Genomic DNA, 12932 nt, shown 5'->3' with positions numbered 1-12932 from the left:
CGGCCCAACCGCCCGGCGCCCGGGCGGATCGACGCACGCGTGGGGGGCACCTGACGGTTCACGCCCGCCGGGCGGCGGGCGGCCGGGCGTCAGGCGAGGGCGAGGAAGAGCTTCTCGAGTTCGGCCTCGCTCATCGGCGGCGCGTCGCCGTCGACGGTGGCCATGCACTGACGCATACCGCTGGCCACGATCTTGAACCCGGCACGATCGAGGGCGCGGGAGACGGCGGCGAGCTGGGTCACGATGTCCTTGCAGTCCCGTCCCGCCTCGATCATCGCAATGACGCCGGCGAGCTGCCCCTGCGCCCGGCGAAGGCGGTTGAGGACCGCGCCGACCGCATCGTCGTCGACCTGCATTTCCGCACCTCCAGAGTGTCGTTCTCCGACCAGCTTACCCCCTGGGGTATAAATCGGGCCGTGGGCCGGGCTTGCAGGCCGACGGGCCCTGCCGGGCCGGGCCGGTTGGCTCTGGGCCGCCGGTCGGCGCCGGGCTGTACTGGAGCCCCGGCCCGACCACCACCGGCCGCCAGGCAGCCCGCCCGACAGGAGCAGACCTTGACCTCGCCCACCGAGAGCACCCCTCCCCTCGGCTCCGGGGCAGCCCTCCCCCCGGGCCGGATCCGCATCGAGCATCTGAGTCGGGACAGCTACGAGATCGCGGTCCGCGGCCACCGACTCGTGGTGGACCAACCGGTCGACGACGGCGGCCAGGACGCCGGCCCCACCCCGACCGAACTGTTCGCCGCGTCGCTCGCCTCATGCGTGGCGTTCTACGCCGGCCGCTACCTGACCCGGCACGGCGTCGATCCGAAAGGGCTTCGGGTGAACGCCGGCTTCACCATGGCCGCCGACCGCCCCGCCCGGGTCACCGAGGTGACCCTCGCCGTGGAGCCACCCAAGGGCCTGGACCCCGCCCGGTACGACGCGCTGCTCGCCGTCGCCTCGCGGTGCACCGTCCACAACACGCTCCACCAACCCCCGACCGTCCGCATCGAGGTGACCCCGCCCGACAGGCCGGAATAGACGACCGCACTCCACCGTTCACATACCCATGGGGGTATTTACGAGAGGAGAACGGCCATGGCCACGGTCGAGCTGACCGAGAAGAACTTCAACGGGATCGCCGGCGGCGAGGGCATCGTGCTGGTGGACTTCTGGGCCGCCTGGTGCGGTCCGTGCCGGATGTTCGCGCCTGTCTACGAGCGCGCCTCTCAGAAGCACCCGGACATCGTGTTCGGCAAGGTCGACACCCAGGCGCAGCAGCAGCTCGCCGCGGACTTCCGGATCTCCTCGATCCCGACCCTGATGGCGGTGCGCGACGGCGTCGTCCTCTACGCCCAGCCGGGCGCGCTGCCGGAGGCCGCCCTGGAGGACGTGATCCGCCAAGTCCGCGCCGTCGACATGGACGAGGTCCACCGGAAGATCGCGGCCGCTGCCGTGTAGTCGACGAGCCGCCGGGCGGGCCGTGGGCGGTGGGAGAAGTGCCGCACCGACCGGCTCCGCGGTCGGCGAAGAGCAGCGTGCCGCATCCTCCCGTCAGCGGTGGATGCGGCACGATTGCCTGCGCCCACCGACCACGCCGGGTCGTCGATGCACCGCGCGAGCTTTCCTTCCGCTCCTGTACATCCAGGAGGCAGTCCACTCCTCCGCAGCCGACTGTAGGTTCCCGGGCCGCTCTGCGTCTTCCCATTCGTTCTTCGACTGCTCGGCGTCCTTGTGATCCCGGGTGATACAAGGGAGCCGTCCACGATCGGCACGGCGTCCTTCGCGAACCGCTGGCGCGGGTGGAGAGCGAGCTTCGGACGGGGGTGGTCGATGACACGGTCGGCCGCGGACTTCGACAGGCCTAGCAGCGGGGCCAGTTGCCGCAGGGACGCGGGCTCAGCCCGGTGAACGGCGATGCCCAGGACAGCTCGGACACCGCGATCACTCCCGCCATACGAAGATCATCTCGCAGGAGCGCAATCCTCCGCCCCCGCCTGCCTGGACTGTGGCAGGCTCGTGCCGCATGATCGATGAATTCGCGAAGGACAACCTGCACGGGAGACTGCGGCGGGACCGCGAGGCGCTGTTCTGGAAACTCGACGGCCTGTCCGAGTACGACGCCCGCCGACCTCTGACTGCGACCGGGACCAACCTCCTCGGCCTGGTCAAACACGTGGCCACCGTCGAGGCCAGGTACTTCGGCGAGGTCTTCGACCGCCCCTCCCCGGAACCGCTGCCCCGGTGGCAGGACCACGACGGCAGCGATCAGTGGGCGGCCGAGGACGAGACCCGCGATCAGATCATCGCGTTCTACCGGCGCACGTGGGAACACTCGGACGCGACGATCAACGAGCTTCCCCTCGACGCCCCCGGCCATGTGCCGTGGTGGCCGGAGCCATATCCCAACACGAACCTGTTCGCCATCCTGGTCCACGTCCTCGGCGAGACCAACCGGCATGCCGGGCACGCCGACATCCTGCGCGAGGGCCTCGACGGCCGAACCGGGATGCGCCCCGAGCACGAGCAGCAGATCGACGAGGAAGCCCGTGCAGCCTACTGCGCGAAGATCGAGCAGGCCGCCAGGTCGGCCGCACCGATCAAGGCTTAGCTCGCCCCCGTTCTGCGCCCGCGCAATATCGACGAGAAGACGGCCGGGACGCTCCCCGGTCGTGCCGACTCTCCATCAGCTGGACTCCAAGACGATGCCGCTTGCCGCGCACCTCCAAGGACCACGCCTCGATCGGCGCGGCGGCGAGCCCAGCCGGGGAAACCTGCCGAGAGGAGGATCAGAGCCTCAGCCTGTACCCTCTGCTCACGTGATGTCTGGGCAGAGTCCGGCGCCTGCGCTACCCCGCGACAGAAAGAACCTGGGGCCGCGTGCGCACCGCTGACCGACTCACATGAGGATGGAGAGGAGGTGAGCCGTATGTCCGGAACCCTCCTGAACGCCGGGGACGAGGTCGACGTCGTCGTCAAGTCCGCCAAGCCGTTTGGGCTCTTCGTTGAGTCTGATTCTGGTGTGCAAGGGCTCGTCAGCGGTGGCGGTGCCACCGTCGGCGCGGCGGTACGCGTGCGCGTGATCGAGTTCGACGCAGCCAAGTCGCGATTCAGCGCGATTCTCGTCGACTGACGAGTTGGCCCGGTCGGCTTCATGAGTCGACCGGGCCTTCCTCTACTGATCGAACGTCCAGGAAGGCTCACCCAATTCGCTGGCGTTCCTTCGCGCCGTCGAGGCGGACCCCGAGCAGGACCAGGACGCCGGAGTTGGCCTTCCCGAGCCAGGTCTTTGGTTGCACCCCGTCAGCCCACACGTAGACGTAGTCACGGTCGGACAGGTCGCGCCGCTGGACGGCGGCGTGGTCGTCCTGCCATTGCCTGGTCAGCAGCGTCCCGGTCGCCGCAGACAGGCCGGACGCTCCGCCGAGGAACTGGTCCAGCGTGGGCACGAAGCCATCAGAGGACAGGCCGTGCAGGTGGAGCAGCGGCAGCGCCATCGATGCAACCGTCCACGGTGCTGCTGGTCGACAACGCGGCGGGCGCAGGATTCGGAGAGAACCTTCTGGCTCGGGCTGCGACCGGAGCCTGCCGGCTCCGGTCGCAGCCCGTTTCAGCGCAGGTCGACCGTGACGTTCGGCGGGTGCCGGAGAGTGTTGGTGACCGCGCACCTGGTGAGCGCCTCGCGCAGGGCGGGATACCGCTGCGGGTCGAGACCGGGCGGAAGGGCGAGGACCAGACGCAGGGCGGTGATCCTGGCGGGCTGGTCGTCGAGTTCTTCGAAGTGGGCGGTGACGCGCACGGTGTCGTGCGGCAGTCCCTGACCTTGGAGAAAGCGTGCGGCGCGTTCGGCGGCGCAGGTTGCCGCAGACGCCACCAGCTGTTCCACAGGGGAAGGTTCACCGGTGCCGCGTCCGGCGGTGAACAGGTGACGGCCCCGTGCGGTCGCGGCCCAGCTACGGGGGCCTGCGGGTGCGACCTCGACCACTCCCCGTCCGGCTCTGGACGATGACTCGTTCTCGGTACGGGCCGCCTGGTCGAGCAGGCGCTGTGCGAGTTCGCGCGCCTCGGCCGGGCTGAGTCCGGCCCAGATGCGGGAGGTTCCTCCAGTCTCGGGTCCGACATCGAGGGTGACCCTGCCGATTCGGGCAGCCGGTCCGTCAACTTTCAGCTGTCCTACGTCGATCCGCCGCCCGCATGCGGTGACAAGTGGCTCCGCCGTCTGGTCCATCACCTTCGCCATGGCTCCCACAACCCTTCCATAAATACCCCCGCGGGTATTTATGGAAGCGGTTGGGGAGCGGCTCGTATTCCTTCCGGACCGTCCGGTTCAGGCTGCGGGCTGGTGGGCGGCGGCCCAGGCGGCGTAGCCGCCGAGCAGGTCGGACACGTCGCCGAATCCGTGATGGCGCAGCAGGCTGGCGGCGATGGAGGAACGGTGTCCGCCCACGCAGTGCAGGACGAGCGGACGGTCGGCGGGGATCTCGGCCAGGCGGCGGGGCAGCTCGTTCAGGGCGATGTGCAGGGAGCCGTCCACCGCCCCCTCGGCGCGCTCGCCGCAGGTGCGGACGTCGATGACGAGCGGCGGCTGCTCGGCTGCGAGGGCGGTGTTCAGCTGGTCGACGGTGAGGCGGCTGGCCGGGGCGAGCTGGTCGGCGAGGTCGGCGAGGGTGGTCTCCGGGTCGTTCAGGTGGCCGGCGGTGCGGTCGAAGCCGATGCGAGCGAGCCGGGTGACCACCTCCTGCTCCTGTCCGTCGGGCGCCACGACGAGGATCTCGGTGTCCGGGGTGAGGACGGCTCCGGCCTGTTCGGCGAAGCGGCCGTCGGCGGGGACGTTGATGGAGCCGTGCAGGTGCCCGGCGGCGAACTCCTGCGGGCTGCGGGCGTCGACGACGACGGCTCCGGCCGCGCGGCGGGTGCGGAACTCGTCGGCGGTGAGCGGGTGGTGGGCCTGCGCGGTGTCGAAGAGAGCGCGGTCCTGGCGGTTGAGGGTGGCGTCGTAGCCGAAGTAGCCGGGCGCGGCGGACTGGCCGGCGGTGACGATGGCGACGAAGTGGTCCTCGCTCATCGGCTGGCAGGCGTAGTTGGTGGCGCGCTGCGCGCCGATGGTGGACTGGCGCTCGGTGGAGAGGTTCTTGCCGCAGGAGGAGCCGGCGCCGTGCGCGGGGAAGACCCGGACCCCGTCCGGCAGTGCCATGAGCTTGTTCTGGACGCTGTCGTAGAGCATCCGGCCGAGTTCGTCCGCAGTGACGCCGACGGAGGCGAGCAGGTCGGGTCGGCCGACGTCGCCGATGAACAGCGCGTCGCCGGTCAGCACGCCGTACGGGACGGCGTCGGCGGCCCGCTCGTACACCAGGACGCTGATCGACTCGGGGGTGTGCCCCGGGGTCTCCATGACCTGCAGGGTGACGTCGCCCAGGTGGATCCGTTCGCCGTCGGCGAGGTGGCGGATCGGGTACTCGGTCTCCGCGCGCCGCCCGTAGCCGATCCACGCCCCGGTGCGGGCCGCCAGCTCCAGGTGGCCGGCCAGGAAGTCCGCGTGGAAGTGCGTGTTGATCACGGCCTCGACCGTGAAGCCGTGCGCCTCGGCGTCCGCGACGTAGTCGTCGATGTCGCGCCGCGGATCCACCACGACCGCGCGGCCGGTCGTCTCGTCGGCGATCAGGTACGAGGCCTGGGAGAGGCAGTCGAGGTAGTACTGGGCGAAGAACACGCGAGTCTCCTGGTTCCGGAGGTCTGAGGTCCGGACGCGGCACGAGGACGATCCGCGACATGGACCCTCAAAAAATACGGGGTGGGGTATCCCTTGCACCCAAAGATACCCCCACGGGTATTATCGGAAGCAAGGGGCGGCCGGACGGCCGTCGTCACGGACGGCTCTCCGTCTCCCCGCCCGGTCGTCCGGACGGGCCGCCCGCCCCCTCGGCGTCACCGCCGCGCGGGCACCCGCTCCCGCCGTTCATCGCACGCACCCCGGAGGCCAAGCCATGTCCCTGCCCCACCCGTCGACCGTTCCACCGCAGGTCGTACCGGTCGAGGCCGACTCGATGGCCGCGTCCGGCGAGGCGGTCCTCCTCGACGTCCGCGAACGGGAGGAGTTCGCCGCGGGACACGCACCGGCCGCCGTGTGGCTCCCGCTCATCGCCCTGGCCGCCGGCGCGGAACTCCCCACGCCGGCCGGTCGCACGGTCCTCGCGATCTGCCGCTCGGGCAACCGCTCGCAGCGCGCCGTCGACCTGCTGGCCGCGCGCGGCGTCACCGCCGTGAACGTGGCCGGCGGGATGTACGCCTGGGCCGGGGCCGGGCTGCCCGTCGTCACGGCCGAGGGCCGGGACGGACAGGTCATATGACCGTGATCGTCCTCGCCCTGATCGCCGGCGCCGTGGTCGGCCTGGCGCTGGGCGGACTCGGCGGAGGAGGCAGCATGCTGGCCGTCCCCGCCCTGATCTACCTCCTCGGTTTCACCCCCGCCCATGCGGGCACCGCCGCACTCCTGATCGTCGCCGCGACCTCGCTGACCGGCTTGCTCGCCCACGCCCGCGCCGGACGGGTGCGCTGGCGCACCGGCCTGCTGTTCGCCGCTGCCGGCCTACCCCTGGCCGCCGCCACGGGCGCGCTCTCCTCCCACCTGCCCGCACCCCTGCTCACCACCGCGTTCGCGGTGCTGGCGGCGTTCGCCGCCTGGCGCATGCTCGCCTCCGCCCGCAAGCCCAAGGACGCCGCGCGGAACCGTCCCGGCGACGCGGCGGGCGACCGGCCCGCCGAGGGCGCCCCCGTACGCTCCGCCGCAGCCGGCGCGGGGCTCGGCGCGGTCACGGGCCTGCTGGGCGTGGGCGGCGGGTTCCTCGCCGTCCCCGCCCTGGTCTCCGTCCTCGCCTTCACCATGGCGGAGGCCGTCGGCACCAGCCTGCTGGTCATCTCCGCCAACTCCCTCGCCGCCCTCGTCCCCCGCCTCGGCGCGACCGGCGGCCTCGACTGGGCGGTCATCGCCCCGTTCACCGCCGCCGCCGTCCTCGGCGCCTGGGACGGCAAGCGCCTCGCCGACCGCTTCAGCGGCCGCACCCTGCAGACCGCCTTCGCCGTCGCCCTGCTGGCCGTCGCCGCCCTCATGCTGGTCGACGCCCTGCGCTGACCCCCGCACTCCGCCCGGGCACCCCCGGCCCGGGCGGTCCCCCTTGCCCGAAAGGACCCGCCACCCCATGGCAACGCCCCTGACCGTCGAACAGCTCCACCCCAAGCTGGAGCAGCTCACCGTCATCGACGTCCGCTCCCCCGGCGAGTACGCCGCCGGCCACATCCCCGGCGCCCACAACATCCCCCTCGACCGACTCGACGAAGCCCTGCCCGCACTGCGCACGGCCGCCGAACGCGCCGAGATCGCCGTCGTCTGCGCCTCCGGCAACCGCTCGGCCACCGCCTGCGAACAACTCTCCGCCGCCGGCATCACCGCCCTCACCCTGCTCGGCGGCACCACCGCCTGGGTCGGCAACGGCCACCCGGTCAACCGCATCCCCGGCGCCCGCAACGTCTGGGCGATGGACCGCCAGGTCCGCTTCGTCGCGGGCTCCCTCGTCGTCGCCGGCGTCCTGGCCGACCTCGCCCTCCCCGGCGGCCGCTGGCTCTCCGCCGCCGTCGGCGCCGGACTCGCCTTCGCCGCCGTCACCAACACCTGCGCCATGGGCGCCATGCTCGGCAAACTCCCCTACAACCGCCCCCGCACCGGCGGACCCGACCTCGACACCACCCTCACCGCCCTCCATCGGTAACCGCCGCCGGGGCGCGCCGGACCGGCGCGCCCCGGCGTTCAACCACCACCAAGTGCTCCCGGCCGACCACGACAACCCCGCGCGGGTACCGGGCAGGTCAAGAATGCCCGGAGGCATGTCCGAGGACCCAGGCGAGGGGCAAGTCCCCCGGGAGCGAAAGGCGCGGGTCCCATGTACCGAGCCGGGCGGGTATCCGTTCTGTGCGGCTCTCCACTGCGCTGAGCTCGGCGTCGGTGGAAGGAACTCCGGGTCGGCCCTGCAAGCGCACCCCAGAGTTTCACTATCTGGTCATGCCGCCACCGCGTGGTGACGCCCTGTCACGCTGCGGCACCGAGCGGATTCACAGGAGCGCGGGAACGGCTGCCGGGAAACTCGATCGCGTAGGTGCCGACGTCTCCGGCGCGGGCGCGGCAACTCCGGTCCGACCGATTGGCGGCCGCTGCCGAACCCCTGAAACCGCGGGTGTACAGGCCGCTCGGGGGTCCGGGAGGATGCGGTGCATGAGAGGCCGTTTCCCGCCGGAGCCCGACTCGCGACCCCCCTTGGGCCGGCCACGGATCCCGAGTGCCCGATCTCCTCGGCCGAGCCCGCACTCATCGAACGCGCCTGTCGAAGAGTCGCAGAGTCCGCCGCCCGGCGGGCACCGGGCGGCCGACCCCGCCGCCGTTCGGCCGTTCACCGTGCTCGTCGCGAGGTGGCGCTCAGGAGAGGGCAGTCTGCCGACCACTTCGGCCGGGGTGGAGCTGTGCGCCCTGGCAGTGTTCCTGGGCCTGCGCGTGGTCAACGTCGGCCAGTTGCTGATCTCGTTGCCGACCGCATTACGGGACACCACCTCGCCGGTCCTGTTCACGGCCGCCCTGTGCATGTACCTCGCCGAGTCGGCGCTCCTCGCGGCCACCACCGTCCGCGCACGCGGCTACCTGGACGCGCGGCTGGGGCGCGCGGACGTGGCCGTCGCCGTCGCCGTTCTCCTGGCACAGCCCTGGTACGTCGCGCCCCGCGACCTCACCGGCAGTTGGACCGCCTGGGGCTTCGCCTGCACGCTCGGCTCGGCCTGCGGAGCGGCCATCGTCTTCCCGCGGCGTCGCGGCACCGCCGTCGCGGTCCTCGCCCTGACCGGCGCCTACCTGGTCGGTGCCCTTCCCTGGGCACTCCCCTCCGCACGGAGCACCGTGGTCGCCAACGCCTTCTCCTACGCGGGATTCGCCCTGCTCACCCGCCTGCTCGCCGGATACCTGCGACGGCTGGCGGGCGCCGCCGAACGGGCCCGGCAGGCCGCGGCGCAATCCGCGGCCGAGGCCGCCCGACTCGCCGAGATCGACCGCCAGCGGACCCTGCTGCACGACAACATCAGTGTGCTCAGCCTCCTGGCCCGCCAGGATCTGCCACCCGAGTCGGCGGAGCCGCTGCGTCATCAGGCGACGGTCCTGTCCCGCAAGGTCCGCGCGTTCATCGACGACAACGACGGCGTACCGCTCCGCTCGACGAGTCCGGCCACCACCGGACCGGCGCACCGCGGCGACGGCGGGCCCCGCGAGCTGATCGCCGTCGTGCGGTCCGCCGCGGAGGGCTTCTGGGAACTGCCGGTCACGTTCAACCTGGACCTCGCCCGTGGCGTCGCGCTGCCGGGACCGACCGCCGCCGCCGTCGAGGCCGCGACCGCGACCCTGCTGCACAACGTCCGCCTCCACGCGCAGGCGCACACCGTCGTCGTCCACGCGGACGCCGACCGCGCCGCGGGCGAGTGGGAGATCACCGTCCGGGACGACGGACGCGGCTTCGACCCGGCGTCCACGGCGCTCGGCTTCGGCCTGCGCGTCCAGGTGACGGAGACCCTGGCGCGCCACCGCGTCCGCGTCGAACTCGACTCGTTCCCGGACGACGGCACCACCGTCACGCTCCGCGGACCATGGGAGGAACCGGCATGACCACCGAGCAGTCAGAAAGCCCCACGACAGCAACCCCCGCACCGCGAGTGGCGGCCGTCGACGACAACACCATCATCCGGGACTCGCTCTGCCCGCTGTTCCCCGCATGGAACGTCGTCGGCTGCTACCGGGACGCCGAGGCCCTGCTCGCCGCACGCCCGGAAGCGGACGTGGTGATCGTCGACCTCAACCTCGCCGGCACCGGCCCCGCCCCTGCCCTCCAGGGCCCCGACGCCGTCAGAGCGGTGGCCGAGGCCGGATACCGGGTGCTCGTCTACACCAGCGAGGTACGGCGCACGATCCTGGTCGACTGCCTGACCGCGGGCGCCCAGGGGATCGTGCACAAGGCCGAGCCGCTGCCGGCGCTCGGCGACGCGGTGGACGCCGTGGCGGCAGGGCAGGTCGTCATCACCCAGGAGCTGACCGGGCTGGCCGAACTCGCCGAGCGCCGCGACCAGTTGCCCAATCTGTCGCCGCGCGAACGCGAGGTGCTGGCCGGGCGTGCCCGTGGCGAGTCCTTCCGCAGCATCGCCCGCCGGTTGTACATCACGCCCCAGACCGCGACCGGCTACATGAACAGCGTCAAGACCAAGTTCGCGGCCTACCTGCGCGACCACTCCCCCGCCGACCTGGAGTACTACCTCGGCCTGGAGCCCTCCGGTCTGACCGACTGGCAGCCATCGACGACCGACCCGCGCTGAGCTCCCACCGACCCCCCGATTTCGCGGGTACCGCCAACGCCCCGGCGGCGAAAGACTCATGGCAGACCGGTGCGGACGACACACCGGAGCAGCCCCGCGCACCATCGGGAGGAACAGCCGTGGCCACCAAGGAGCAGTACGAGGCCGTACTCGTGAAGGCCGAGCACGTCGGGCTCGGTTCACTCACCAAGCAGGAGGTCGAACTCCTCATGCGGATCTACCGGGAGGCCGGCTCCCGCGGCAACCGCGCCCGTCGGATCGTCGACGGCAAGTAACGGGCCCGAGCAGAGAGGAAATATCGTATGGGACTCTTCCGATCATCCCGGGCACCGGGCGACGTGGGGCGTTTCGAGTCCCCGCACCCGCCCCGGGAAACCCTGCAGGTCCTCTACGCGGGCCTGGCATCGCAGCTCTCCGTCCAGGAGTTCGCCGTCACGGAGCCGGGCCCCATGGCGGCGATCTACCTCAGCCGCCTCGGCGTGGACGGCATCACCGTCACCGCCGGGAACTCGGCCGAGACGTACTTCGCGTTCCACGTCGACCTGACCCCCACGGCGACCGGCTGCACGGGACACGCCTACTACGACCGCCCCGAGCGGCAGATCCGCCGCTGGACGGGAAACGCCATCAAGATCAACGCCGGTGTCCAGATGGCCCTGCACAGCGCCTCCGCCCGGATCAGCACCTGGCGCACCGGCTGAGCCACCCACCACGGTCGCCGGGCAACCCACCCGGCGGCCGCCCACCACCGACAGGGCCGACCCCGCGACACAAGGAGCGAAACGGATGAGCAGAGACATCATCGAGGCACGCACCACGCTCGGCGTCGAGGAGGTGAAGAGAATCTTCAACTCCGTCCTCCAGGCCTACTCCGCGAAGGTCGAGTTCGGCCCCGTGCAGCCGGACGACAACCCCTTCGACACCGCGCCGGTCTTCCAGGCCTACGCCTCCCTGAAGACTTTCACCGGCGGGTGGATCGTCCAGATCTACATCACCGAGGACCAGGACACCCGCACCGTCAGCCTCGTCCCGGTCGGCTCCTCCGCCCTCGGGCGCGCGATCGGCGGTCTCAAGAACACCGTGTCGCGATCCGCGGGCCGGGACAGAGCCCTCGCAGTCCTCGAACAACTCCGCACCGCAGACCCCGCGCTGCACACCGCCTGATTCGAAAATCCTCCGTTCGTTGAGCGTTGCGGCTGGTCAGACAGCTCCTTCGGCCTGGAGGGTCACGTGGTAGCCGAGTTGGTTCAGCTGGCTCACCAGGTGTCGGGTCTGCCTGGCTCTGCCGGTGCGCTCGATGAAGTAGTGGCCGCCGAAGTCGGTGTATTCGGCGTCGCGGGTGAACATGTGCCAGACGGCAATGAGGATCGAGTGCTCCAGGGCGACCAGGGCACGTTCCTTGCCCCGGCGTGCGACGAGTCGTCGGTAGCGGGCGGCGAGGTAGGTGTCCTTGGTGCGAGACGCGCTGACCGCGGCCTGCCCGAGGGCGGCCTTGAGCCAGGGATCCCCGTGCCGGGTGGTGCCGCTGCCCCGCCGGGTGCCGGACTGGTGGTTGCCGGGGCAGACGCCCGCCCAGGAGGCGAGGTCCGCCGCGGTGGGGAAGCGGGAGGCGTCCGGGCCGATCTCGGCGAGGACGACTTGGGCGGCCCGGGTCTCGATGCCGGGGACGGCCAGCAGCAGGGCCGGCCCACCGTCGCCACACCCGAGATCATCAGGGCCGCCCGCGACATGCTCCCCAACCCCGACAACTCGATCACCTCGATCGCCAAGCTCCTCGGGGTCAGCCCCGGAACCCTCTACAACCACATCCCGACCTGCGCGAACTCCGTGCCAGCCGCATCCCCGCCCAGCTCGAAGGCGGCACCCGAGGATCCCCGCCGATTTCCGCCGCAAGGGTGGCGCCCCACTGCTCGGCACCGAGGAGCCCGGCCCGAACCGTTCGGTACATGGACCGGCGAACACGACCAGGAGCCCGACGGAATCGGAAGGCGGCGACGATCCCCAGCGCTGAGGGCGCACCGCCAGTTCTCACGCCTCCAAGATCATCTCACTGCCTTTCTGGGGCTCGCCTTGGCCGGCCCCCCAGAACAGGGCCTCTACAACTGTGCGCCTGTGCTGCGGAGCACGTCACCGACCTTCTGGTAGGAGTCGATACGGTGCTGCGCGCGGCGGACGCGTTCCTCCGGATCTCGCACGAAGAGAGCCTGCCGACCGGGGTGGTAGGTGCTGACCACCTCCAGGCTCCTATCACGGACGGCTTCGGGGTGTGTCTTGAGCAGGCGGCGCCACACGTCTTGGGCTTGGTTGCCCTGGAGGAGCACGACCTGTGCCTTTGGCATCAGCCCCAGCAGCTGCTTCAGGACCTCGGCACCAGCCTGGAGCTCAGCCGCGTTCGGTGAACGGTTGATGTACCAGGGGCAGGCGTTCCAGGGAGTGACGTCACTCGGCGCTATCCCGGCCTCCTGGTTGCGTCCAGGGAAGTGGTGTACGGGTTCCACCCGTTCCGGGGGTTTCGTCCCGGTAGCGGGTGTCGCCTGAGAACGTAAGACGGCCACCGGC

The 12932-nt window shown here is 71.3% G+C and carries 18 protein-coding genes and 1 pseudogene; 12 read left to right on the top strand and 7 right to left on the bottom strand.

Features of this window, described 5'->3' with window-relative positions; genetic code table 11:
• Positions 1-89: 89 nt before the first annotated feature.
• The gene (locus tag AB0M03_RS24205) at positions 90-356 is read right to left on the bottom strand and encodes a metal-sensitive transcriptional regulator (protein ID WP_360626860.1); all 267 of its coding nucleotides are present in this window, start codon (positions 354-356) and stop codon (positions 90-92) included.
• Between the two features lie 198 nt (positions 357-554).
• Here AB0M03_RS24205 and AB0M03_RS24200 point away from each other — a divergent pair, with 198 nt between their 5' ends.
• Both AB0M03_RS24200 and trxA read left to right on the top strand, forming a co-directional pair.
• Positions 555-1022 (top strand): OsmC family protein, encoded by a 468-nt coding sequence (locus tag AB0M03_RS24200; RefSeq protein WP_363494171.1) that lies wholly within the window; start codon positions 555-557, stop codon positions 1020-1022.
• 57 nt (positions 1023-1079) lie between these two features.
• A complete protein-coding gene (gene trxA / locus AB0M03_RS24195) occupies positions 1080-1442 on the top strand; it encodes a thioredoxin (RefSeq protein ID WP_363494169.1) in 363 nt (120 codons plus the stop codon).
• A 249-nt stretch (positions 1443-1691) separates the two neighbouring features.
• On the opposite strand, the pseudogene AB0M03_RS24190 reads toward trxA, so the two are convergent.
• A pseudogene (locus tag AB0M03_RS24190) lies at positions 1692-1938 on the bottom strand (IS5/IS1182 family transposase); the annotation flags it as partial.
• Between the two features lie 69 nt (positions 1939-2007).
• Here AB0M03_RS24190 and AB0M03_RS24185 point away from each other — a divergent pair.
• Together AB0M03_RS24185 and AB0M03_RS24180 are read left to right on the top strand one after the other, a co-directional pair.
• On the top strand, positions 2008-2592 hold the full coding sequence (locus AB0M03_RS24185; RefSeq protein WP_363494167.1) for a DinB family protein: 585 nt from the start codon (positions 2008-2010) through the stop codon (positions 2590-2592).
• 318 nt (positions 2593-2910) lie between these two features.
• Positions 2911-3114 carry a hypothetical protein gene (locus tag AB0M03_RS24180; protein WP_363494165.1) on the top strand — a complete coding sequence of 68 codons (204 nt, stop codon included), beginning with the start codon at positions 2911-2913 and terminating at the stop codon, positions 3112-3114.
• A 67-nt stretch (positions 3115-3181) separates the two neighbouring features.
• Here the strand turns inward: AB0M03_RS24180 and AB0M03_RS24175 are convergent, their stop codons facing one another.
• The 3 genes from AB0M03_RS24175 to AB0M03_RS24165 all read right to left on the bottom strand — a co-directional run bounded on the left by AB0M03_RS24175 (position 3182) and on the right by AB0M03_RS24165 (position 5691).
• Positions 3182-3478: a hypothetical protein gene (locus AB0M03_RS24175; protein WP_363494163.1), complete on the bottom strand. Its 297-nt coding sequence runs from the start codon at positions 3476-3478 to the stop codon at positions 3182-3184.
• Positions 3479-3591: 113 nt separating this feature from the next.
• Positions 3592-4209, bottom strand: a complete 618-nt coding sequence (locus AB0M03_RS24170) for an OsmC family protein (protein WP_363494312.1) — start codon at positions 4207-4209, stop codon at positions 3592-3594.
• A gap of 99 nt (positions 4210-4308) precedes the next feature.
• Positions 4309-5691, bottom strand: a complete 1383-nt coding sequence (locus AB0M03_RS24165) for an MBL fold metallo-hydrolase (protein ID WP_363494161.1) — start codon at positions 5689-5691, stop codon at positions 4309-4311.
• Positions 5692-6025: 334 nt separating this feature from the next.
• Here AB0M03_RS24165 and AB0M03_RS24160 point away from each other — a divergent pair, with 334 nt between their 5' ends.
• The 8 genes from AB0M03_RS24160 to AB0M03_RS24125 all read left to right on the top strand — a co-directional run bounded on the left by AB0M03_RS24160 (position 6026) and on the right by AB0M03_RS24125 (position 11537).
• Positions 6026-6328: a rhodanese-like domain-containing protein gene (locus AB0M03_RS24160; protein ID WP_363494310.1), complete on the top strand. Its 303-nt coding sequence runs from the start codon at positions 6026-6028 to the stop codon at positions 6326-6328.
• Positions 6325-7110, top strand: coding sequence for a sulfite exporter TauE/SafE family protein (locus AB0M03_RS24155; RefSeq protein WP_363494159.1), 786 nt, complete (start codon positions 6325-6327; stop codon positions 7108-7110). The genes AB0M03_RS24160 and AB0M03_RS24155 overlap by 4 nt, the downstream gene beginning before the upstream one ends.
• A gap of 67 nt (positions 7111-7177) precedes the next feature.
• Positions 7178-7744 (top strand): rhodanese-like domain-containing protein, encoded by a 567-nt coding sequence (locus AB0M03_RS24150; protein ID WP_363494158.1) that lies wholly within the window; start codon positions 7178-7180, stop codon positions 7742-7744.
• Positions 7745-8424: 680 nt separating this feature from the next.
• Positions 8425-9672 carry an ATP-binding protein gene (locus tag AB0M03_RS24145; RefSeq protein WP_363494156.1) on the top strand — a complete coding sequence of 416 codons (1248 nt, stop codon included), beginning with the start codon at positions 8425-8427 and terminating at the stop codon, positions 9670-9672.
• Positions 9669-10373 (top strand): response regulator transcription factor, encoded by a 705-nt coding sequence (locus AB0M03_RS24140; protein ID WP_363494154.1) that lies wholly within the window; start codon positions 9669-9671, stop codon positions 10371-10373. The genes AB0M03_RS24145 and AB0M03_RS24140 overlap by 4 nt, the downstream gene beginning before the upstream one ends.
• A 119-nt stretch (positions 10374-10492) precedes the next feature.
• Positions 10493-10648: a hypothetical protein gene (locus AB0M03_RS24135; protein WP_363494152.1), complete on the top strand. Its 156-nt coding sequence runs from the start codon at positions 10493-10495 to the stop codon at positions 10646-10648.
• A 27-nt stretch (positions 10649-10675) separates the two neighbouring features.
• Positions 10676-11074, top strand: coding sequence for a hypothetical protein (locus tag AB0M03_RS24130; protein WP_363494150.1), 399 nt, complete (start codon positions 10676-10678; stop codon positions 11072-11074).
• Positions 11075-11159: 85 nt separating this feature from the next.
• Positions 11160-11537 (top strand): hypothetical protein, encoded by a 378-nt coding sequence (locus tag AB0M03_RS24125; protein WP_363494149.1) that lies wholly within the window; start codon positions 11160-11162, stop codon positions 11535-11537.
• Between the two features lie 36 nt (positions 11538-11573).
• Here AB0M03_RS24125 and AB0M03_RS24120 read toward each other — a convergent pair whose 3' ends face one another.
• Together AB0M03_RS24120 and AB0M03_RS24115 are read right to left on the bottom strand one after the other, a co-directional pair.
• Positions 11574-12179 (bottom strand): transposase, encoded by a 606-nt coding sequence (locus AB0M03_RS24120; RefSeq protein ID WP_363494147.1) that lies wholly within the window; start codon positions 12177-12179, stop codon positions 11574-11576.
• A 290-nt stretch (positions 12180-12469) separates the two neighbouring features.
• Positions 12470-12932: uracil-DNA glycosylase family protein (locus tag AB0M03_RS24115; protein ID WP_363494145.1), on the bottom strand; the 463-nt coding region annotated here is incomplete at its 5' end.

It is taken from the genome of Kitasatospora sp. NPDC051914, assembly GCF_040680995.1.
In the GTDB taxonomy this organism is placed as follows: domain Bacteria; phylum Actinomycetota; class Actinomycetes; order Streptomycetales; family Streptomycetaceae; genus Kitasatospora.
Note: the sequence above shows the minus strand (reverse complement) of the source record. Positions and strands in the feature narration are given on the sequence as shown.

Excerpts from the sequence above, each read along its gene's own strand:
- AB0M03_RS24205 (WP_360626860.1), bottom strand. The coding sequence starts at position 356 with ATGCAGGTCGACGACGATGCGGTCGGCGCGGTCCTCAACCGCCTTCGC.
- AB0M03_RS24125 (WP_363494149.1), top strand. The coding sequence starts at position 11,160 with ATGAGCAGAGACATCATCGAGGCACGCACCACGCTCGGCGTCGAGGAG.
- AB0M03_RS24180 (WP_363494165.1), top strand. The coding sequence starts at position 2,911 with ATGTCCGGAACCCTCCTGAACGCCGGGGACGAGGTCGACGTCGTCGTC.
- AB0M03_RS24170 (WP_363494312.1), bottom strand. The coding sequence starts at position 4,209 with ATGGACCAGACGGCGGAGCCACTTGTCACCGCATGCGGGCGGCGGATC.
- AB0M03_RS24155 (WP_363494159.1), top strand. The coding sequence starts at position 6,325 with ATGACCGTGATCGTCCTCGCCCTGATCGCCGGCGCCGTGGTCGGCCTG.
- AB0M03_RS24150 (WP_363494158.1), top strand. The coding sequence starts at position 7,178 with ATGGCAACGCCCCTGACCGTCGAACAGCTCCACCCCAAGCTGGAGCAG.
- trxA (WP_363494169.1), top strand. The coding sequence starts at position 1,080 with ATGGCCACGGTCGAGCTGACCGAGAAGAACTTCAACGGGATCGCCGGC.
- AB0M03_RS24140 (WP_363494154.1), top strand. The coding sequence starts at position 9,669 with ATGACCACCGAGCAGTCAGAAAGCCCCACGACAGCAACCCCCGCACCG.
- AB0M03_RS24175 (WP_363494163.1), bottom strand. The coding sequence starts at position 3,478 with ATGGCGCTGCCGCTGCTCCACCTGCACGGCCTGTCCTCTGATGGCTTC.
- AB0M03_RS24160 (WP_363494310.1), top strand. The coding sequence starts at position 6,026 with ATGGCCGCGTCCGGCGAGGCGGTCCTCCTCGACGTCCGCGAACGGGAG.
- AB0M03_RS24130 (WP_363494150.1), top strand. The coding sequence starts at position 10,676 with ATGGGACTCTTCCGATCATCCCGGGCACCGGGCGACGTGGGGCGTTTC.
- AB0M03_RS24185 (WP_363494167.1), top strand. The coding sequence starts at position 2,008 with ATGATCGATGAATTCGCGAAGGACAACCTGCACGGGAGACTGCGGCGG.